The sequence below is a fragment of the Streptomyces sp. NPDC091280 genome (assembly GCF_044768565.1).
Classification (GTDB): Bacteria; Actinomycetota; Actinomycetes; order Streptomycetales; family Streptomycetaceae; genus Streptomyces.
Map to the genome: position 1 here is coordinate 487,178 of NZ_JBIVUZ010000007.1, position 17,387 is coordinate 504,564.

The 17,387-nt window shown below is 71.7% G+C and carries 20 protein-coding genes; 6 read left to right on the forward strand and 14 right to left on the reverse strand.

Annotation, left to right across the window (positions count from 1 at the left end; genetic code table 11):
• Nucleotides 1–25: 25 nt before the first annotated feature.
• The 3 genes from ACIQPR_RS23365 to ACIQPR_RS23375 all read left to right on the forward strand — a co-directional run bounded on the left by ACIQPR_RS23365 (nt 26) and on the right by ACIQPR_RS23375 (nt 1,862).
• Nucleotides 26–787: an SDR family NAD(P)-dependent oxidoreductase gene (locus ACIQPR_RS23365; RefSeq protein WP_403651313.1), complete on the forward strand. Its 762-nt coding sequence runs from the start codon at nt 26–28 to the stop codon at nt 785–787.
• 5 nt (nt 788–792) lie between these two features.
• Nucleotides 793–1,554 (forward strand): SDR family NAD(P)-dependent oxidoreductase, encoded by a 762-nt coding sequence (locus tag ACIQPR_RS23370; protein ID WP_403651315.1) that lies wholly within the window; start codon nt 793–795, stop codon nt 1,552–1,554.
• 125 nt (nt 1,555–1,679) lie between these two features.
• Entirely contained in the window at nt 1,680–1,862 is a 183-nt protein-coding gene (locus ACIQPR_RS23375; RefSeq protein WP_403651317.1) for a hypothetical protein, read from the forward strand.
• A 22-nt stretch (nt 1,863–1,884) separates the two neighbouring features.
• Here the strand turns inward: ACIQPR_RS23375 and ACIQPR_RS23380 are convergent, their stop codons facing one another.
• The 9 genes from ACIQPR_RS23380 to ACIQPR_RS23420 are packed head-to-tail and all read right to left on the reverse strand — an operon-like array spanning nt 1,885 to nt 11,364.
• Nucleotides 1,885–2,703, reverse strand: a complete 819-nt coding sequence (locus ACIQPR_RS23380) for an SDR family oxidoreductase (protein WP_403651319.1) — start codon at nt 2,701–2,703, stop codon at nt 1,885–1,887.
• Entirely contained in the window at nt 2,700–3,152 is a 453-nt protein-coding gene (locus ACIQPR_RS23385) for a VOC family protein (protein WP_403651321.1), read from the reverse strand. The genes ACIQPR_RS23380 and ACIQPR_RS23385 overlap by 4 nt, the downstream gene beginning before the upstream one ends.
• Nucleotides 3,149–4,207: a CaiB/BaiF CoA transferase family protein gene (locus ACIQPR_RS23390; protein WP_403651323.1), complete on the reverse strand. Its 1,059-nt coding sequence runs from the start codon at nt 4,205–4,207 to the stop codon at nt 3,149–3,151. Before ACIQPR_RS23390 ends, ACIQPR_RS23385 begins: the two co-directional genes overlap by 4 nt.
• Nucleotides 4,204–5,160 carry an LLM class F420-dependent oxidoreductase gene (locus ACIQPR_RS23395; RefSeq protein WP_403651325.1) on the reverse strand — a complete coding sequence of 319 codons (957 nt, stop codon included), beginning with the start codon at nt 5,158–5,160 and terminating at the stop codon, nt 4,204–4,206. Before ACIQPR_RS23395 ends, ACIQPR_RS23390 begins: the two co-directional genes overlap by 4 nt.
• 31 nt (nt 5,161–5,191) lie before the next feature.
• Nucleotides 5,192–5,590: a cobalamin B12-binding domain-containing protein gene (locus ACIQPR_RS23400; protein WP_403651327.1), complete on the reverse strand. Its 399-nt coding sequence runs from the start codon at nt 5,588–5,590 to the stop codon at nt 5,192–5,194.
• The gene (locus tag ACIQPR_RS23405; protein ID WP_403651329.1) at nt 5,590–7,191 is read right to left on the reverse strand and encodes a methylmalonyl-CoA mutase family protein; all 1,602 of its coding nucleotides are present in this window, start codon (nt 7,189–7,191) and stop codon (nt 5,590–5,592) included. The genes ACIQPR_RS23400 and ACIQPR_RS23405 overlap by 1 nt, the downstream gene beginning before the upstream one ends.
• Complete coding sequence (locus tag ACIQPR_RS23410) at nt 7,188–8,615, reverse strand: FadD3 family acyl-CoA ligase (protein WP_403651331.1); 1,428 nt, start codon at nt 8,613–8,615, stop codon at nt 7,188–7,190. The genes ACIQPR_RS23405 and ACIQPR_RS23410 overlap by 4 nt, the downstream gene beginning before the upstream one ends.
• Complete coding sequence (locus ACIQPR_RS23415) at nt 8,612–9,790, reverse strand: amidohydrolase family protein (RefSeq protein ID WP_403651333.1); 1,179 nt, start codon at nt 9,788–9,790, stop codon at nt 8,612–8,614. Before ACIQPR_RS23415 ends, ACIQPR_RS23410 begins: the two co-directional genes overlap by 4 nt.
• 35 nt (nt 9,791–9,825) lie before the next feature.
• Entirely contained in the window at nt 9,826–11,364 is a 1,539-nt protein-coding gene (locus ACIQPR_RS23420) for an AMP-binding protein (protein ID WP_403651335.1), read from the reverse strand.
• A 64-nt stretch (nt 11,365–11,428) separates the two neighbouring features.
• Here ACIQPR_RS23420 and ACIQPR_RS23425 point away from each other — a divergent pair, with 64 nt between their 5' ends.
• From ACIQPR_RS23425 to ACIQPR_RS23435, 3 genes are read left to right on the forward strand one after another with little or no spacing between them, the layout of a single operon-like run.
• On the forward strand, nt 11,429–12,457 hold the full coding sequence (locus tag ACIQPR_RS23425) for a 2Fe-2S iron-sulfur cluster-binding protein (protein ID WP_403651337.1): 1,029 nt from the start codon (nt 11,429–11,431) through the stop codon (nt 12,455–12,457).
• Nucleotides 12,458–12,461: 4 nt separating this feature from the next.
• Nucleotides 12,462–13,181 carry an enoyl-CoA hydratase/isomerase family protein gene (locus ACIQPR_RS23430; RefSeq protein WP_403651339.1) on the forward strand — a complete coding sequence of 240 codons (720 nt, stop codon included), beginning with the start codon at nt 12,462–12,464 and terminating at the stop codon, nt 13,179–13,181.
• Nucleotides 13,174–13,971, forward strand: a complete 798-nt coding sequence (locus ACIQPR_RS23435) for an alpha/beta hydrolase fold domain-containing protein (protein ID WP_403651341.1) — start codon at nt 13,174–13,176, stop codon at nt 13,969–13,971. Before ACIQPR_RS23430 ends, ACIQPR_RS23435 begins: the two co-directional genes overlap by 8 nt.
• Here ACIQPR_RS23435 and ACIQPR_RS23440 read toward each other — a convergent pair.
• The 5 genes from ACIQPR_RS23440 to ACIQPR_RS23460 form a co-directional block, all read right to left on the reverse strand.
• Nucleotides 13,937–14,509: a TetR/AcrR family transcriptional regulator gene (locus ACIQPR_RS23440; protein WP_403651343.1), complete on the reverse strand. Its 573-nt coding sequence runs from the start codon at nt 14,507–14,509 to the stop codon at nt 13,937–13,939. The genes ACIQPR_RS23435 and ACIQPR_RS23440 overlap by 35 nt on opposite strands.
• 90 nt (nt 14,510–14,599) lie before the next feature.
• On the reverse strand, nt 14,600–15,568 hold the full coding sequence (locus ACIQPR_RS23445; RefSeq protein ID WP_403651344.1) for an LLM class flavin-dependent oxidoreductase: 969 nt from the start codon (nt 15,566–15,568) through the stop codon (nt 14,600–14,602).
• 1 nt (nt 15,569) lies between these two features.
• Entirely contained in the window at nt 15,570–15,881 is a 312-nt protein-coding gene (locus tag ACIQPR_RS23450; protein WP_403651346.1) for a DUF1330 domain-containing protein, read from the reverse strand.
• A gap of 13 nt (nt 15,882–15,894) precedes the next feature.
• Nucleotides 15,895–16,083, reverse strand: a complete 189-nt coding sequence (locus ACIQPR_RS23455; RefSeq protein ID WP_403651348.1) for a ferredoxin — start codon at nt 16,081–16,083, stop codon at nt 15,895–15,897.
• Nucleotides 16,080–17,375: a cytochrome P450 gene (locus ACIQPR_RS23460; protein ID WP_403651350.1), complete on the reverse strand. Its 1,296-nt coding sequence runs from the start codon at nt 17,373–17,375 to the stop codon at nt 16,080–16,082. Before ACIQPR_RS23460 ends, ACIQPR_RS23455 begins: the two co-directional genes overlap by 4 nt.
• Nucleotides 17,376–17,387: the final 12 nt, after the last annotated feature.

Consider the following 17,387-nt stretch of genomic DNA (forward strand, 5'->3'; position numbering starts at 1 on the left):
CTGTTCGCAAGAGAGGAAATCCTTGATGCAGATCAGTGGGAGCTCCGCGGTCGTCGTCGGCGGAGCGGGTGGCCTGGGCGAGGCCACCGTCCGTCGCCTGCACGCGGCGGGAGCGAAGGTCGTCGTGGCCGATCTGGCCGACGAGAAGGGCAAGGCCCTGGAGCAGGAGCTGGGGGTGCGCTATGTGCGCACCGACGCCACCGTCGAGGACGACGTCCAGGCGGCGCTGGCCGAGGCCGAGTCGGCGGGACCGCTCAGGATCTCGGTGGACGCGCACGGCGGCCCGGCGAGCGGCGGCCGGCTGGTCGGCAAGGACGGCTCCCCCCTGGACCTCGCGGGTTTCCGCAAGACGATCGACGTGTACCTGACCGGTGTGTTCAACGTGCTGCGCCTGGCCGCCGCCGCGATGGCCCGCCAGGAGCCGCGGGACGGCGGCCGAGGTGTCATCGTCAGCACGGCGTCGATCGCCGCGTACGAGGGGCAGATCGGCCAACTCCCCTACGCCGCGGCCAAGGGCGGGGTCGTCAGCATGACCCTCGTCGCCGCGCGCGACCTCTCCCCGCTCGGCATCCGGGTCGTCACGATCGCGCCGGGCACCTTCAACACACCGGCCTACGGCAAGGCGGGCGACCAGTTGGAGGCCTACTGGGGGCCGCAGATCCCGTACCCGAAGCGCATGGGGCTGCCGGCCGAGTACGCGGGCCTGGTGCAGCACATCGTCGAGAACGACTATCTCAACGGCGAGGTCGTCCGGCTCGACGGCGCCCTCCGGTTCCCGCCGAAGTGACCGGCGTGGGTGAACTCGCGGGCGTGGACGGCTCGTTGAAGGGCAAGGTCGCCTTCGTCGCGGGCGCCAGCCGGGGCATCGGCCGTACGGTCGCGCTGGCGCTCGCCGAGGCGGGCGCCTCGGTCGCGGTCGCCGCGCGCTCCGAGCGGGAGGGCCGGCTGCCCGGCACGATCCACTCGGTCGCGGACCGGATCACGGCGGCCGGCGGGCGGGCGCTGCCGGTGCCCTGCGATGTGAGCGACGAGGCGTCGGTCGACTCGGCCGTCGCCGCCGCGGTCGCGGAGTTCGGCGGGATCGACATCCTCGTCGCCAACGCCGGGGTGCTGTGGCTCGGCCCGGTCGAGTCGACCCCGCTCAAGCGCTGGCAGCTGTGTCTGGACGTCAATCTGACCGGGGTGTTCCTGGTGACGAAGGCGGTGATTCCGCACGTACGGGCGCGCGGCGGTGGGTCGTTGGTGGCCGTGACGACCGGCGGGGTCGGCATGACGGACCGGGGCGCCAACGCGTACTGGGTGTCCAAGGCGGCGGTCGAGCGCCTCTATCTGGGGCTCGCCGCCGACCTGCGGAAGGACAACATCGCGGTCAACTGCCTCGCTCCGTCGCGGGTGGTGCTGACGGAGGGATGGCAGGCGGGCTCCGGGGGCCGGGACATCCCGCCGGAGATGGTGGAGCCGCCGGAGGCGATGGCGCGGGCCGCGGTCCTGCTGGCGGGCCAGGACGCCACCGGCCTCACCGGTACCGTCCAGCGCTCGGAGTCCCTGGTCTGAAAGGGCGGTCGGGCCCGGACGCGCGGTGCGTGCCGGGCACGACTGATCGGCCGTGTCGGGGGCACATGGAACGACGAGCCGCCGGGGTCACCGGTGGCTCGTCGTCCATTCCTAGGGGTTCTCAGATGCTTGCCTTCGCGGCTGCCGCGCTCTTCGTCATCGCCTTCCTGATCCGGGTCACCGAGACGTCGACCCAGTTGGTCTTCACCCCGACGAGCCTCATGCTCCTCGGGCTGGCCTTCCTCGCCGCGCACTCGGCCGGCCTCGGGACCGGCTGGTCCGCCCGCCGCAGCGGGCGTCGGCGCTGACGCGGCGGGTCGGGGCAGGGTGTCAGCGGACCGCCGCGCACACCCCGCCGTCGACGAGGACGTCGATCCCGGAGATGAAGGCGGCCTCGTCCGACAGCAGGAACGCCACCGCCGCCGCGACCTCCTCGGCGCGTCCCGTCCGGCCGAGCGGCGTCCGTTCCACCAGCGCGGCCATGGCGGGCTGGGCCGAGGCCTCCTGCCGCCCCTGCGGGGTGTCGATGACCCCCGGCGAGACGGAACAGGCACGGGCGCCGTACGGCCCGAGCCGCACCGCCTCCCGCCGTACGAACCGGTGCACTCCGTGCTTGGCCCACGCGTAGGCGAGCCCGGTGTTCTCGACGGCGGGTCCGAGCGCGTCCCGGAGCCGGTCGGGGAAGCCGTCCTGGAGCGGGTCGTCGAGGAGCGCCGCGACGGCGGGATCGGGCTCCAGGTCGCCGAGCAGCGGGGCCATCGAGGCGAAGCACACCAGTGCCGTTCCCTCGGTGGCGAGCGGGCGCAGGGCCTGTGCAAGACGGGCGGTGCCGACCAGGTCGACGTCGAGGACGCGCCGCCAGTCGGCCATCGTGGGCGAGATCCCGGCGGCGTGGGAAACGGCCCTGAGGGTACCCAAGTCGGCTGTGCGGGCGGCGAGTCGGGCGAGTCCGGCCGGGTCGGTGACGTCGAGGACGAAGGGTTCGACCCGCACCTCCCCGTCCGCGGCGGACAGTTCCTTCGCCGCGGCGGTCACCGCCGCTTCGTCCCGGTCCACCAGCAGCAGCGTGTCCACCAGGTCGGTCAGACGCCGGGCGCAGGCGAGTCCCATCCCGCGCCCGGCCCCGGTGGCGATGCCCACGGTCGTCATGCGGTGCCTCCTGTGTGCGTCCAGTACCTCTCCAGTCCCGGCCGGGCCACCCGGTCCACAAGTTCCACGAGCAGACCGCTCGGACCGCGCAGGAAGGCGAAGGGCGCGCCGCCGGACCCGGCCCGGCGCGCCTCGATCACGAAGCCCTGACGGGTGAGTTCGGCGGTGTCCTCGTCCACGTCGTCCGACCAGTAGCCGACGTGGTGCACGCCGCCGGCCACCGGCTCCCACAGGGTGCCCGGTATCCGGCGGACGATCTCCAGTCGCGGGAGGGTCCGGGAGTAGGCGCAGCTGATGTCGAGCACGGCGTTCCCGGTCGGCAGCGTCAGCGGCACCGCGCCTCCGATCTCGGCGCACCACTCGTACCCGAAGGCGGCCGTGAGTTCGGCCAGGGTCGCCTCGAAGTCCTCGACGACGAGCCCGAGATGGAACTGGTCCTCGGCCCTCATGACTCCCCCACCGCCCCGGAGACGTCGTGCTCGCCGAGGCGCGGCGGCGGCCCGTACTCGGGCTCGTACCCGGCCACCCGGACCGGGCTGCGCACCAGCCGGAAGTCCCCGGCCCGCACCACGGCCTCCGGGGTGGCCGCCAGCGCCTGCGGCAGCGTCCGTACGGCGGCGGCCGGTACCCCGAGGGGACGCAGCCGCGCCTCCCAGTTGGCGGCCGTGTCGGCGGCCAGGGCGGCGGTGACGGCGGCGAGCACGTCCGCACGGCGCTCCGCCCGTTCGGCCATGGTGGGAAATCCCTGGAGGCCCGCCTCGGCGGAGAAGGACTTCCAGAAGCCGTCGTGGGTGATGAACAGCGCCAAGTAGCCCTCGGCCGTGGGGAAGAGCTGGGCCGGTACGTAGAAGGAGTGGGCGCCGAGCGGCAGTCGGCGCGGTTCGGCCCCTTCGTTGAGGTAGGCGGAGGCGCGGTAGTTGAGCTGGGACAGCATCACATCCCGCAGGGACACCTCCACTTGGCCGCCGCGCCCGGAGATGATGTGCGCGAGCAGCCCCAACGCGGCCGTCAGGCCTGAGGAGTTGTCGGCGGAGGAGTAGCCGGGGAGGGTGGGCGGACCGTCCGGGTCGCCGGTGAGGGCCGCGACGCCGGTGGCCGCCTGCACCACGTAGTCGAAGGCGGGTTCGTCGCCGGCCGCCAGTCCGTACCCGGTGAGCGCGACGCACACGATCCGCTCGTTCCACTTCCGCAGCACGTCGTACGTCAGGCCCAGCCGGTGGATCGCCGACGGCTTGAGGTTGACGAGCAACGCGTGCGCGCCGCTGACGAGTTCACCGAGTGCGGCCTGTCCATCGGCGGTCGTGAGGTCGAGGCGGACGCTGCGTTTGCCGCGGTTGAGGCTGGCGAAGTAGGCGTCGCTCACCTGGCGCGAGATGTCCCCGCCGGGCGGCTCGATCTTGGTGACCTCGGCGCCGAGGTCGGCGAGCATCATCGTGGCGTAGGGGCCGGCCAGCATGTGGCCTACCTCCAGGACGCGGATGCCGTCCAGCGGTCCGGCGGTCATCGCAGGTCCGCGGCGAGGGCGGCGAGCATGTCGCGGGTGCGGTACTTGGAGGCGACCAGTTCCTCGCGGGTGTCGCCGATGGGCAGCAGCCGTACGGACAGGTCGGTGACCCCGGCGTCCGCGAACCGTTTGAAGCGGGCGGCGATGGCCTTCTCGTCGCCGGCCGCGCACAGGTCGCCGATGTCGCGGGCGTCGCCGTAGTCCAGCAGGCGCTGGTAGTTGGGCGAGATCTCCGCCTCGCCGAGGATGCGGTTGGCGCGCTCGCGGGCCTCCTCCACCTGATCGGGGCCGCACAGGCAGACCGGGATACCCGCGACGATCCGGGGTGCCGGACGGCCGGCGCTCTCGGCGGCCTTGGTGATGCGGGGCACGACGTGTTCGGCGACGGCGCGTTCGTCGGCCATCCACAGCACGGTTCCGTCGGCCCGTTCCCCGGCGAGCCGCAGCATGACCGGGCCGAGGGCCGCGAGCAGGACCGGGAGCCGGGAGACGGGGGTGAGGGTGAGCGGGTTGTGGACGGTGAAGGAGTCGTTCTCGACGTCGACGCCGCCCGTCGCGGCGAAGGCGGCGTCCAGGACGTCGAGATGGTCGCGGGTGAGCGCGGCCGGTTTCTCGTAGGGCAGCCCGAGCATGTCCCGGACGATCCAGTGGTGGGACGGTCCGAGGCCGAGCGCGAGCCGGCCGCCGGCCGCGGCCTGGGCCGACATGGCCTGCCGGGCCAGCGCGATGGGGTGCTGGGCCTGCAACGGCACGACAGCGGTGCCCAGTTCGATCCGCTCGGTGCGCGCGCCCATCAGCGCGACCGCGGTGAGGGCGTCGAAGTCGGTGGGGATCTGCGGCACCCACACGGTGTCGAAGCCGGCCTTCTCGGCCCATGTCACGTCGTCGATCATGCGCGTGACCTTGCGGACCGGGTCCCCGCGCTCGGGCCCGATCATCACTCCGATGCGCACGCTGCCTCCAGGTTTTCGGGTTGCCGCCGGGTCATGGCGAGGTGACGGATGTCAGGGCGCGCATCCCGGTGACGAGGGCGTCGAGCGGTGTGCCCGTGGGGAACACGGCGGCGGCTCCGGCCGACAGCAGTTTCGGTACGTCGGCCGGTGGGATGGTGCCGCCCACCACGACGGCGATGTCCTCGGCGCCCGTGGCGCGCAGTGCCTCGATCACGCGGGTGGTGAGGGCCAGGTGCGCGCCGGAGAGGATGCTGAGTCCGACGACGGCCACGTCCTCCTGGACGGCGACGGCCACGATGTCGTCGACGCGCTGCCGGATCCCGGTGAAGATCACCTCGAAGCCCGCGTCGCGCAGGGTCCTGGCGACGATCTTGGCTCCGCGGTCGTGTCCGTCGAGGCCCGGTTTGGCCACCAGTACACGGGAGTTCATCAGTACACCACCGGCTGCTGGAACTCGCCCCAGACCGCCTTGAGCGCGGCGACCATCTCGCCCACCGTGCAGTAGGCGTTGGCGCAGTCGATCAGGACGGGCATGAGGTTGTCGGTGCCTTCCGCGGCGCGGGCCAGTTCGGTCAGGCGGGTGCGGACGAGGGCCGCGTCGCGGGTGGCCTTGACGTCGGCGAGGCGCTTGAGCTGCCGGTCGCGGCCCTCCGCGTCGAGTTCGTAGGTGGCGAGGTCGGGCGGCGGTTCGTCGGAGACGAAGCGGTTGACGCCGACCACCGGCCGGGTGCCCGCCTCGACCTCGCGGTGCGTCTGGTAGGCCTCGTCGGCGATGAGGGTCTGGAGATAGCCGTCCTCGATGGCCCGGACCATGCCCCCGTACCGCTCCAGGTCCTCCATGATCTCGACGATGCGCGCCTCGGTGGCGTCGGTGAGCGCCTCGACGAAGTACGAGCCGCCGAGCGGGTCGGCGACCCTGGCGACTCCCGTCTCGTGGGCGAGGATCTGCTGGGTGCGCAGCGCGAGTGTCGCCGACTCCTCGCTGGGCAGCGCGAAGGGCTCGTCCCAGGCGGCGGTGAACATCGACTGGACTCCGCCGAGGACCGAGGCGAGGGCTTCGTAGGCCACGCGGACGGTGTTGTTCTGGGCCTGGGGTGCGTAGAGGGAGGCGCCTCCGGCGACGCAGCCGAAGCGGAACATGGCCGCCTTGTCGCTGTCGGCGCCGTACCGCTCGCGCACGATGGTCGCCCAACGCCTGCGTCCGGCGCGGTACTTGGCGATCTCCTCGAAGAAGTCGCCGTGCGTGTAGAAGAAGAAGGAGACCTGCGGGGCGAACTGGTCGATCGTCATCCGGCCCCGGGCGAGCACCGTGTCGCAGTACGTGACCCCGTCGGCGAGCGTGAACGCCATCTCTTGGACGGCGTTGGCGCCCGCGTCGCGGAAGTGCGAGCCGGCGACCGAGATGGCGTTGAAGCGCGGGACTTCGGCGGCGCAGAACTCGATGGTGTCGGCGATCAGGCGGAGGGAGGGGTCGGCGGGCCAGATCCAAGTGCCCCTGGAGGCGTACTCCTTGAGGATGTCGTTCTGGATCGTGCCGGTGAGTTTCGCCCGTGGCACGCCCGCCCGTTCGGCGGCGGCGACGTAGAAGGCGAGCAGGATCGCGGCGGTGCCGTTGATGGTGAAGCTGGTGCTGATCCGGTCCAACGGGATGCCCTCGAAGAGGACTTCGGCGTCGGCGAGGGTGTCGACGGCGACGCCGACCCGGCCGACCTCCTCGCCCACTTCGGGGTCGTCGGAGTCGTAGCCGCACTGGGTGGGCAGGTCGAGGGCCACCGAGAGGCCGGTGCCGCCCTGTTGGAGGAGGTAGTGGTAGCGGCGGTTGGAGGACTCGGCGGTGCCGAAGCCGGAGTACTGGCGCAGGGTCCACAGCCGTCCCCGGTAGCCGGTGGCGTAGTTGCCGCGGGTGAAGGGGAAGTCGCCCGGCGCGGGCGGCTTCGCCCCGACGTCGTCGGGGCCGTAGACCGGTTTGAGGGGCAGGCCGGACGCGGTCCGGACCTGGGCGTCGCCCTGGGGCGGTGTGGGAGGCGTCATCGCAGGAGGTCCTTCATCACCTTTCCGGTGGCGTTCAGCGGCAGTTCCGTCAGGAACTCCACGGTCCGGGGCACCTTGAACCCGGCCATCCGGCGCCGGCTCCACTCGATCAACTCGTCGGCGCCCAGCGGCTGTCGGAGGACGACGAAGGCCTTGCCGACCTGTCCCAGCCGTTCGTCGGGGACGCCGATCACGGCGGCCTGGGCGACCGCCGGGTGTTCCATCAGGAAGCCCTCGATCTCGGCCGGGTAGGCGTTGAAGCCGCCGACGATGAACATGTCCTTCTTGCGGCCGACGATCCGCAGATAGCCGCGCTCGTCGAGCGTGCCGAGGTCGCCGGTGTGCAACCAGCCGTCCTGGTCGATGGCCTGGGCGGTCGCCTCGGGGTCGTTGAAGTAGCCGCGCATCACGCTGTAGCCGCGGACCAGCACCTCGCCGTCGTCGGCGATGCGGACCTCGACGCCGTCGCAGGGGGTGCCGACGGTGGTGGCGATGTCCTCGAAGGAGTCGCCGGGGCGGGTGGCGGTCGCGGTGCCCGCCTCGGTCAGGCCGTAGCCCGTCATGATCGAGGTGAAGGGCAGTTCGGTCATCACCCGGCGGACGAGTTCGACGGGGATGTCGGCCGCCCCGGTCACCGCGACGCGCAGCGAGGACAGGTCCCTTGAGCCGCGGTCGTTGAGCAGGGAGTGGTAGAGCGTGGGCGGGCCGGGCAGGACCGTCACCCGCTCGCGCTCGACCAGGTCGAGGACGTGGTCCACGTCGAAGACCGGTACGGGCAGGATGGTCATGCCGCGGATGAGCGACGCGACCATGCCCGCCTTGAAGCCGAAGATGTGGAAGAACGGGTTGACGATCAGATAGCGGTCGCCCTCCCTGACCCCGGCGAGGTCGCACCACTCCGCGTACAGGCGGAGTGTCTGGGCGTGGGTCATCAGGACGCCCTTGGGGCGGCCGGTGGTGCCCGAGGTGAAGACGATGTCGCTGACCTGGTCGCCGGTCACCTTGCGCTCGAAGGGTGAACCGCTCGCCAGGAAGCCGGACTTGAGGTCGATGACCGGCACGCCGGGCGGCGCCTTGAAGTCCAGGCCGAGGAAGCCCTCCTGGACGAGGAGGGCCTTCGCGCCGCTGCGCACGATGATGTCGTGCGCCTCGTCGGCCTTGAAGCGGGTGTTGACCGGCACCACCACACCGCCCGCGGTCATCAGACCGAAGGCGGCGACGATCCACTCGGCGGAGTTGGGCGCCCAGATGGCGACCCGGTCGCCCTGCTCCACCCCGGCCGACGCGAACGCTCCCGCAGCCACACGCACCCGTTCGACCAGCTCGCCGAACGTGAGGCGCAGCGGGCCGTCCACCACGGCTTCGGCGTCACCGAAGCGGTCGGCCGCGCTCAGTACCATCTGCGGGATGCTCTCCCAGGTCATACGCCGATCAGACGGGCGAGGTTGCCGCCCATGATCTTGGCCTGGTCGGCCTGCTTCATGCCCTGGAGGGCGTCGATGTAGGAGACCGGGTCGGCCAGTCCCTCGGGGTGGGGGTAGTCGGACCCGAACAGGACCCGCTCCACCCCGACGACCTCGGAGAGGGCGGCCATGTCCTCCTCCCAGAACGGGCTGATGTGGATGCGGTTCCTGACCTCTTCCACCGGGTCGCCGAGGAAGCCCCTGGGCTGCTTCTTGTAGGTGCTCGCCAGCTGGTCGAGCAGCGGGAGCAGCCAGGAGGAGCCGTTCTCGATGACGGAGACCTTCAGTTCCGGGAAGCGGAACAGGGCTCCGTGGCACACCCAGGAGGCCACGGCGTCGGTGACCGGGCGCCACTCGGACATCATCCGGAAGACCTGCGCCTGGAACGGCGTCATCTCCTGGCTCTTGCCCTCCCAGTCGCTGGAGTAGCGGGAGTAGCCGCTGTCGGAGGAGTGCATGGCGACCAGTACGCCCGCCTCCTCGACCCGCTTCCAGAAGGGGTCGAACTCCGGCAGCGCGAAGGACCGCGAGCCGCCGTAGCCGGGGACCGGGGCGGGCCGGACGAGGATGGCCCGTGCTCCGCGCTCCAGGCACCACTCCAGTTCGGCGATGGCCTTGTCGAGGATCGGCAGGCTGATCACCGGGGTGGTGAAGATGCGGTCCTTGTAGTTGAACTGCCAGGTCTCGTGCAGCCACTGGTTCAGGGCGTGCACGACGACGTGGATCAGCTCCGGGTCGTCCCGCATGCGTTCCTCAACCAGGCTGGCGAGGGTCGGGAACATCAGGGTCTGCTGGATGCCCAGGTCGTCCATGAGTTCCAGGCGCGGTCCCGGCTCGCGGAACGCGGGGATCGACCGCATCGGCTCGCCGAACAGCTCCCGGTGGGACTTGCCCTCCGGGTTGCCCTCGCGGAAGTAGTCCTCCCAGGCGCCGGGACGGGCGACGACCTCGAAGGTGGGGTTGGGGATGTAGTCGCTGATCTGACCGCGGATGGCGATCTTCGTACGCCCCTTGACCTGCACGTACTGGATGGCGCCCGCGTACTGCTTGGGCAGGTACCGGGTGAGCGCGTCCTCGGTCTCGTACAGGTGGTTGTCCGCGTCGAACAGCGGATACGGCGGCACACGCGATGGCATGAGATCCTCCTTCGCAGATTGCGAGAATCCTATTCTCACTCTTGATGCGCGGCAATATCCTTGCGGAGAACGAACTTCTGGACCTTGCCGCTTGCGGTGCGCGGGAAGTCGTCGACGACGTGCAGTTCCTCGGGCCACTTCTGCCGGGCCAGGCCCGCCGCCGCGAAGTGGGCGCGCAGGTCGTCGAGTCCGGGCTCGGGGTGCCCGGGGCGCAGTCGTACGACGGCCGCCGCGTGCTCGCCCAGGCGGGCGTCCGGCGCCGCCACGACGGCGGCCTCGGCGACGGCCGGCAGGGCGAGGAGGACCTCCTCCACCTCCAGCGCGCCGATGTTCTCGCCGCCCCGGATGATGATGTCCGCCTTGCGGTCGGTGATGGTGAGATAGCCGTCCTCGTCGAGCACGCCGATGTCGCCGGTGCGGTACCAGCCGTCGGCGTCGAAGGCGCGCTCGGTGAGGGCGTCGTCGGTGTAGCCGAGGCAGAGGTCGGGGCCGCGGCTGAGGATCTCGCCGTCCTCGGCGAGCCGGATCTCCACTCCGGTCAGCGCGTCCCCGTCGGTGTAGAGCCGCTTGGCCTCGGGCGCGGTGTGGCTGGAGGCGGTGATCGAGGGGTGCTCGGTGCTGCCGTAGGCGCGGAAGACCGTGATGCCGAAGTCCGCGAGGCGTCTGGTGACCGCGTTGGGGACGGCCGCGCCGCCGAGGCCCGCGTACTTCATGTGCCGGAGGTGGGCGGGCGTGAAGTCGGGGTGGTCGAGCAGGCTCGTCATGTAGTAGGCCGCGCCGCCGCCGACCGTGAGTCCGTCGCGGGCCATCAGCTCCAGGGCCCGGCCCGGGTCCCAGGTGTCGGCGAGGTTGACCGGACTGCCGTCGAGGACGGGGATCAGGAAGGCGTTCACCATGCCGATGAAGTGACCGACCGGCGCGGAGGTGAGCTGGTCGCCGCGGTCGGGCGGGTAGCGGCCGGCCAGCTGGCGGGTCTCGAAGCCCAGGGTGCGGTGGCTGTGCACGACTCCCTTGGGATCCCGGGTCGTTCCGGAGGTGAAGGCGATCAGCACGGGTCCGGACGGGTCGGCGGGCAGGACGCCGGCCAGCGGTCCGTCGGCGAGCAGGTCCTCGAAGTCCCGCCCGACGACGCCGACCACGGGGATCTTCGCGCTGAGTTCGGGGTCGTGGCGCAGATGCCCGAACCGGTCGGCCGTCACGAAGACCTTGGGATCGACCGTGTCCAGGATGTAGCCGACCTCCTTGCGTCCGTAGAAGTGGACGATCGGCACCACGACCGCGCCGAGGAACGCCGAGGCCCAGAAGACGGCGGCGGCCTCCATCCAGTTGGGCAGTTGCAGCGCCACCGCGTCGCCGGGGCCCACGCCCCGCTCGCGCAGTCCGGCGGCCAGCCTGCGGGCCGTCAGCTCGACCTCGGCGAAGGTGCCTTCCCAGGGCCGTACCGCCGAGTGCACCCGGAACGCGGTTCCCGGGGCGGCCTCCAGTCCCCGCGCGAGCAGGTCACCGATCGTCTCCCCGGTCCACCACCCCTCCGCCTCGTAGCGCCTGACCAGTTCAGCGGGGACAGTTCGCACGACAGGAACTTCCTCTCGTCATTGAGAATTGCACTCTCTCAGAGCGAGAAGGTAAATTCCATACATGGGACGAGACCACGGGTTCCACCCGGTCCGGATCACCCGGATCATCCAGGAGACGCCCGACACCCGGACGTACGTACTCGACGCGCCCTTCCCGTACCGGGCGGGCCAGTTCGTGACGATCAAGGCCTGCGGCACGCTGCGCAGTTACTCGATGTCCAGTTCGCCGGAGGTGGACGCCGAGTTGATGACCACGGTGAAGCGGGTCCCGGGCGGTCTGGTGTCCAACTGGATGCACGACCATCTGGCCCCCGGTGACGTCCTCGAAACGACGCTGCCCGCAGGGGTGTTCTGTCTGCGGGAGGACGGCGGGGCGGAGGCGGGCCGGACGGGCACGGACCCGGCGGGCGCCGTGCCGGTGGTGGCGTTCTGCGGGGGCAGCGGGATCACCCCGGTCCTCTCGCTCGCCAAGTCCGCGCTGGCCGGCACCGGCCGCCCGGTGCGGGTGCTCTCCGCCGACCGGGACGCGGACGCCGTCATCTTCGGCCCCGCGCTGGACGAGCTGGCGCGGCGCCACCCCGGACGGTTCGAGGTCCGGCACCATCTCGACGACCGGGAGGGCTTCGTCACGCCCGAGCGGATACGGGAGTTCACGGGCGGCGACACGGACGCGGACTTCTACCTCTGCGGGCCCGCGCCCTTCATGGAGCTGGTGGAGAACGCGCTGCTCGCCCACGGCGTCGCCCCGGAGCGGATCTTCGTCGAGCGGTTCGCGCAGGCCGCCGATCCACCGCCCGCGGACACCCCCGAGCGGGAGGGGACGCTCACGCTCGTGCTCTCCGGCAGGCGGCACACGCTCGCCCAGCGTTCCGGCGAGACGTTTCTGGAGAGCGCGCGTCGGGCAGGTCTGGCCCCGCCGTTCTCGTGCGAGGCCGGCAACTGCGCCACCTGTATCGCCCAAGTCACCGAAGGCGAGGCCAAGATGCGTGTCAACAACGCGCTCGACGAGGACGAGATCGCCGAGGGCTGGGTCCTGACCTGCCAGGGCGAGCCGACCGCGCCGCACGTCACTGTCGTATACGAGGACTGAGGCCATGGACGTAGATCTCGAACTCGACGAGGGTCTTGCGGTCATCACCATAGACCGCCCGCAGGCCCGCAACGCCATCGCGCCGACCACGATGGACGAACTGGACAAGGTGCTCGACGCGGCCTCGGGCGCCAAGGCGCTGGTCGTCACGGGCGCCGGCGACCGGGCGTTCGTCTCCGGCGGCGACCTCAAGCAGCTGAGCACGATCCGGACCGAGGAGGACGCCATGGCCATGGCCCTGCGGATGCGGGGGATCTGCGACCGCATCGCGGACTTCCCCGGGCCGGTGATCGCCGCGTTGAACGGGCACGCGTTCGGCGGCGGCGCCGAGGTCGCGGTGGCCGCCGACATCCGGGTCGCCGCCGACGACATCAGGATCGGCTTCAACCAGACGGCCCTGGCCATCATGCCGGCGTGGGGCGGGGCCGAGCGGCTGGCCCGACTGGTCGGCAGGGGACGGGCGTTGATGCTCGCCGGCGCCGGGACCGTGCTCGGCGCGGCCGAGGCGCAGCGGGTCGGACTGCTCGATCTGGTGCTGCCCCGGGCGGAGTTCGCCGAGGGCTGGCGCACCCTGGCCCGGTCGCTGGCGACCAACCCGGCGCGGGAGATCAAGCGCGTGATGAGCGGAGCCGTCCCGGAGGAGGAGGCGGCCCGCGCCTTCGCCCGGCTCTGGGTGTCCGACGAGCACTGGCAGGCAGCGGAGAGGGTGATGTCCCGTGGGTGACACACGAGTTGGGGCGACCGGAGCGAGCGCGGACCTGACCGACGTACGAGCCCGGACGGCTCGGGCGGGGGCCGACGACGGGCGGGTGCGGGTCGAGTCGAGTCCGGTCGGGCCGATCGTCCGGCCGCCGGACCCGAGCGATCTCGTCATCCTGTATCTGCACGGGGACCGGCAGTTGTCGGGTTCGCCCGAGTCGGCGGTGGACCTCGCCGAGCGACTCGCGCTGCGCACGGGGGCGGTCGTGGTCTGCCCGCGCTACCGGTCGTCGTTCCCGGGCGCGCTCGACGACGTGCACGCCGTGTACGGCTCCTGCCAGGCCCGCGGCCCGGTGGCGCTGGCCGGTGAGCGGCTGGGGGCCGGACTCGCGGCCTCCCTGCTGGTACGGCTGCGGGACATGGGGGCGCGCGAGCCGGAGTGCGCGGTGCTGAGTTCGGCGTTGCTCGACCTGACGCTGGACGCGCCGAGTCTGCTGCTCAACGCCGCCGCCGACCCCGGCTTCGACTTCGACGAACTGCGGCTGCACGCGGCCCGGTTCGCGGCCGGCGCCGACCGGACCAACCCGCTGCTGAGCCCGCTGCACGCCAATCTGCACGGGCTGCCGCCGATCCAGCTCCTGGTGGCGGGGACCGATCCGCTGCTGGACGACTCGCTGTCGTTCGCCGCCCGCGCGGCCCGCTCCGGTGTCACCGTGGATCTCCGGGTGCGACCGGACGCGGTGAGCCTGCATCCCGAGAGCGTCACGGCGATGGCCGATTTCATACAGGCCTGGGCCCCAGCAGCACGCCCATGACCTCGCGGACGATCTCCGGGTAGTCGGTCTGCTCCCCGTCGAGCAGCCACTGCTGCTGGACCCCCTCCAGCATGGCGACCACGGCCGTGGCGGCTGCCCGGGGAGTCAGTCCGCTGGGCAGCCGGTCGCCGTAGAGGGCGGTGAGGTGCCCGACGGTGTGGTCCCGGATCGACCGGTAGTAGTCGTGACAGAACCGCTGGGCCTCGTCGCTGCCGGTGACCCCCTCGGCGACCAGGACGCTGTGGATCTGGGCGAGACCGGGGTTCTTGTGGTCGTAGGTGATGACCTCGGCGAGCAGCCCGGGCAGGTCCTTGCCGGCGTCCGCGTGGAGGGCGGCGAGGTGTTCGCGGGCCAGGTCCTCGCGGAGCTGGACGAGGGCCAGGAGCAGCCGCTTCTTGCTCGGGAAGTAGTGCAGGACGCCCTGGCGGGTCAGCCCGGCCCGCTCGGCGACGGCGTCGATGGATGCCTTCTTGTAGCCGCGCTCGGCGAACACCGCGAGCGCGGCCACCAGGATCTCCTCGTGTCGGGTCGTCGTCATTGAGAACCCCTTCCACCTCGGCAACACGGTGGTGACCCTACGGTTGCCGTGGCGGTGGGGCGACCCTTCCGGCCATCCGGGACGGGATGTCTAGCGGGCGGCCGGCCGGTGGGCCGCGGCGAAGGCGCGCAGTTCGCGTGCCACGTCGGGTCCGGAGGGCGTGTAGACGATCTCCTGGAATCCGCTCGCGGCGAGCGAGGCGAGCTGGGCGTCGATGCCGGACGCCTCCGCGACCATCGAGTCGACGTCGATGTACGGGAGGAGTTCGCGGTCGCGTTCGGTGAGTTCGGTGTCATGGCCCTCGAAGACCAGCAGATGGCGTTCGCCTTCGGGCGCCAGCGCCTCCAGCGCCTTCCGCCAGGCCGCGCCGCCCGGCAGCGCGTCCACGGCCTCGGCACCGTGCGTGGCGTAGGCACCGTGCCAGGCGCCGAGTCGTCGTGGGCCGATCGCCTCGCGCACCCGGGGCGATCCCCGGTCCTCGCCGGGGTCGAGCACGGTCCCGGACACGATCGTGGCGGTCGGCAGCGTCGGATGGACCGGCCCGATGACACCGTCGGCGACCTCACCGGCCAGCGCCGCGCCCCGGGGGCCGAACACGCTGAGCCACAGGGGGACGTCCAGGGGGCGGGCGGCGGCCCGGTCGGCCGCGTGCAGCATGCGGACCGGGCGGCCGTCCACGGTCACGGTACGGCCCGCGAGCAGGCCGCGCAGCGCCCGGACGTACTCGCCGAGCGCCGTGATCGGCATGGGGCGTCGGCCGATGGCGAGACGGGCGCTGAAGCCCGTGCCGAAGCAGGCCCGGAAGCGTCCGTCCGAGACCCGGGCGATCGTCGCGATCCCGGACGCCATCGCCATCACCGAGCGCTGCTCGGGCACGAGGACGGCCGCGCCCAGGCCGATGCGCGTGGTCCGTCCGGCGGCCAGCGCGAGATGGACGAACGGGTCCTCCCACACCGGGGCCGACTCGTGGATCCACGCCCGGGAATAGCCCAACTCCTCGGCCAGCACGACGAGTTCCGTGAAGTCCGGGCCCGGCGGCAGGCCGCAGGACAGTTCCATCTCAGGCGCCCGGAGAGGGCATCTCGAAGCCGGTGACGAGCACGGCGTGCGACTCGGCCGCGGCGTGCCGCAGGGGCTTCGCCCGCTGGTACTCCGCCGACTCGTACCAGGCCCGCGCGGCTTCCACGGATTCAAATTCGAGGATGACGGTCTGGTCGCCGTGCCATTCGCCCTCCAGGACCTCCGGCCCGGCGTCGACCGCCAGGACGGACGCGCCGGCCTGGACGATCGACGCACCCGCCGCCCGGCCGTAGGCGGCCATCCCGGCCGGGTCCTTGATGGCCTCGGTCACGATCACGTAGCCCTTGGGCATGTGCCTGTTCTCCTCAACTCAGGGTGATCGCACGCTCCGGGCAGCTGCCCAGAGCCGAACGGACCGCGTCCTGATGCTCCGCGGGGACCTCGGGCAGCAGGACCTCGGCGTATCCGTCGTCGGTCAGGTCGAACACCTCGGGGCAGATCGACCAGCAGATTCCGTGGCCCCGGCAGCGGTCCGGGTCGACGGAGGCCTTCATCGCGCGGACTCCTCGGTGAGCGTGAACTCCAGGTTCAGATGGGTCAGCCCGCGCAGGATGTACGTCGGCAGGTAGCGGTAGTTCCGTGCCTCGGCGGGTCCGTGCGCGCGCTCCGAGATCCTGATGTCGGTCGTCCGGTCGAGGATGCGCTCGATGCCCACGCGGGCCTCGGCGCGGGCCAGCGGGGCGCCGGGGCAGGTGTGCGGGCCGCGGCCGAAGGCGAGGTGGTGGCGGGCGTTGGCGCGGGCCGGGTCGAAGGTCTCGGGGTCCTCGAAGTGGCGCGGGTCGCGGTTGGCGGCGCCGTTGAGGACCATGAGGGTGGTGCCGGCGGGGACGTCGACACCGCCCACCGTGCTGGGGACGCGGGAGAGCCGGAAGTCGCCCTTGATGGGGCTCTCGGTGCGCAGCGTCTCCTCGATGAAGTTCGGGATGCGGTCGCGTTCGGTGCGCAACAGCCGCTGCAATTCGGGGTCTTCGGCGATCAGCTTGAGGGCGTTGCTCAGCAGCCGGACGGTGGTCTCCTGGCCCGCGGCGAAGAGGTTGGTGGCGACGCGGGCCACGTCGGCGACGTCGGGGGTCGAGCCGTCGGCGAACTTCGCGGTGGCGAGACCGGTGATCACGTCCTCGCGGGGTGCGCGCCGGCGCTCCTCGACGTAGGCCGAGAACTGCCCGTACAGGTACTCCAGCGGCGAGTACGCCACCTCGCCGTCCGTGCTTCCGATGCCGCCCCGCGGCTGGTGTTCGAGTCCTTCGACGAAGGAGTTGCGGTCCTCGTCGGGCACGCCGAGCAGGTCGGCGATGACCCGCAGGGTGAAGGGGCCGGCGAACCCCGAGATGAAGTCGCCCTCGCCCGGGGCGAGATACTCGTCCAGCTGGGCGTCGGCGAGGTGCCACATCGACGCCTCGTTCTCCTTGAGGCGCCTCGGGGTGATCAGCCGCATCAGCAGTCCGCGGTGGTCCGTGTGCAGCGGCGCGTCGAGCGTCGGCAGCTGGTCGCTCATCGGGAGCCGGTCGCGGTACTGCTCGATCAGCGCGCTGACGTCGACGTCGCCGTCGAGCGGGACCGGGAACCCGGGGAAGGGCCCGGTGACGGAGAGGCAGGACGAGTAGGTGTCGGCGTCGTTGAGGACCTGGATCGCCTCGTCGTACCCGGTCACCATCGTCACGTCGTGATGGCGTTCGCGCAGCACCGGGCACTTGCCGCGCATGGCCTCCAGATAGGGATAGGGGTCCGCGACGACCTCGTCGTCCTGGAAGAAGTCGATCGCCTCGAAGTCCTTCACGGTGTGCACGGTTCCCTTCCG

Bases quoted from the DNA above. Each gene is read 5' to 3' on its own strand.
- ACIQPR_RS23425 (WP_403651337.1), top strand. From the start codon at position 11,429: ATGGGACGAGACCACGGGTTCCACCCGGTCCGGATCACCCGGATCATC.
- ACIQPR_RS23380 (WP_403651319.1), bottom strand. From the start codon at position 2,703: ATGACGACCGTGGGCATCGCCACCGGGGCCGGGCGCGGGATGGGACTC.
- ACIQPR_RS23365 (WP_403651313.1), top strand. From the start codon at position 26: ATGCAGATCAGTGGGAGCTCCGCGGTCGTCGTCGGCGGAGCGGGTGGC.
- ACIQPR_RS23455 (WP_403651348.1), bottom strand. From the start codon at position 16,083: ATGAAGGCCTCCGTCGACCCGGACCGCTGCCGGGGCCACGGAATCTGC.
- ACIQPR_RS23375 (WP_403651317.1), top strand. From the start codon at position 1,680: ATGCTTGCCTTCGCGGCTGCCGCGCTCTTCGTCATCGCCTTCCTGATC.
- ACIQPR_RS23415 (WP_403651333.1), bottom strand. From the start codon at position 9,790: ATGCCATCGCGTGTGCCGCCGTATCCGCTGTTCGACGCGGACAACCAC.
- ACIQPR_RS23430 (WP_403651339.1), top strand. From the start codon at position 12,462: ATGGACGTAGATCTCGAACTCGACGAGGGTCTTGCGGTCATCACCATA.
- ACIQPR_RS23440 (WP_403651343.1), bottom strand. From the start codon at position 14,509: ATGACGACGACCCGACACGAGGAGATCCTGGTGGCCGCGCTCGCGGTG.
- ACIQPR_RS23450 (WP_403651346.1), bottom strand. From the start codon at position 15,881: ATGCCCAAGGGCTACGTGATCGTGACCGAGGCCATCAAGGACCCGGCC.
- ACIQPR_RS23405 (WP_403651329.1), bottom strand. From the start codon at position 7,191: ATGACGCCTCCCACACCGCCCCAGGGCGACGCCCAGGTCCGGACCGCG.
- ACIQPR_RS23390 (WP_403651323.1), bottom strand. From the start codon at position 4,207: ATGACCGCCGGACCGCTGGACGGCATCCGCGTCCTGGAGGTAGGCCAC.
- ACIQPR_RS23410 (WP_403651331.1), bottom strand. From the start codon at position 8,615: ATGACCTGGGAGAGCATCCCGCAGATGGTACTGAGCGCGGCCGACCGC.
- ACIQPR_RS23385 (WP_403651321.1), bottom strand. From the start codon at position 3,152: ATGAGGGCCGAGGACCAGTTCCATCTCGGGCTCGTCGTCGAGGACTTC.
- ACIQPR_RS23400 (WP_403651327.1), bottom strand. From the start codon at position 5,590: ATGAACTCCCGTGTACTGGTGGCCAAACCGGGCCTCGACGGACACGAC.
- ACIQPR_RS23445 (WP_403651344.1), bottom strand. From the start codon at position 15,568: ATGGAACTGTCCTGCGGCCTGCCGCCGGGCCCGGACTTCACGGAACTC.